Origin of the sequence: Streptomyces montanisoli (genome assembly GCF_017813245.1) — a bacterium.
GTDB classification, from domain to species: domain Bacteria; phylum Actinomycetota; class Actinomycetes; order Streptomycetales; family Streptomycetaceae; genus Streptomyces; species Streptomyces montanisoli.
The window spans coordinates 1-629 of record NZ_JAGIQL010000392.1 but is presented as its reverse complement, the minus strand read 5'-3'; the positions used below and the strand labels follow the sequence as shown (position 1 = coordinate 629).

Below are 629 nucleotides of genomic sequence, written 5' to 3'. Positions count from 1 at the left end.
CGGAAGATTTCAAGTCCAGTGAGACGGTCGTGAGGCTATGAGGTTTGTGGTGCGGGTTCCCTGCGTTTGGCCGGGTCGTTGATCCAGGCCGCCTGCGGTATCTCGGGTGGTCGGGGGCGGCGGCCGAAGCGTTCGGGGTGGCGGGCGTATGCCTCGGCGAGGGTGACCGCGCGCTGATCGCGGACCTCCTCAGCGGTCCCGAAGTGGACGGAGGCAGGTGTGTGCCAGCCGATACCCGAGTGCCGGTGCTCGTGGTTGTAGTACGCGATGAACGTGTCGAACCACTCGCGGGCGTGGGCCAGCGAGTCGAATCGTTCGGGATAGTCCGACATGTACTTCGTGGTCTTGAACTGGGCCTCGCTGTAAGGGTTGTCGTTGGAGACCTTGGGTCTCGAGTGCGACCGCGTCACACCCAGGTCGATCAGCAGCTGGGAGACCTTCTTGCTCGTCATCGAGGTGCCGCGGTCCGCGTGCACGGTCTCGGGCACGATGCCGTTGCGGGTGATGGTCTCGCGGATCAACTCCTCGGCCCGCACCGCCGATTCGCACCGCTCGACGGTGTGACCCACGATGTAGCGGCTGAAGATGTCGATGATGACGTAGGCGTGATACCAGACGCCCTTGGCCGG

Annotated in this window: 1 protein-coding gene; it reads right to left on the bottom strand. The window is 64.5% G+C overall.

What is annotated here, in order from left to right:
* Window positions 1–35 precede the first annotated feature (35 nt).
* A partial coding sequence (locus tag JFN87_RS33320) for a DDE-type integrase/transposase/recombinase (RefSeq protein ID WP_209346258.1) occupies window positions 36–629 on the bottom strand: 594 nt, incomplete at its 5' end.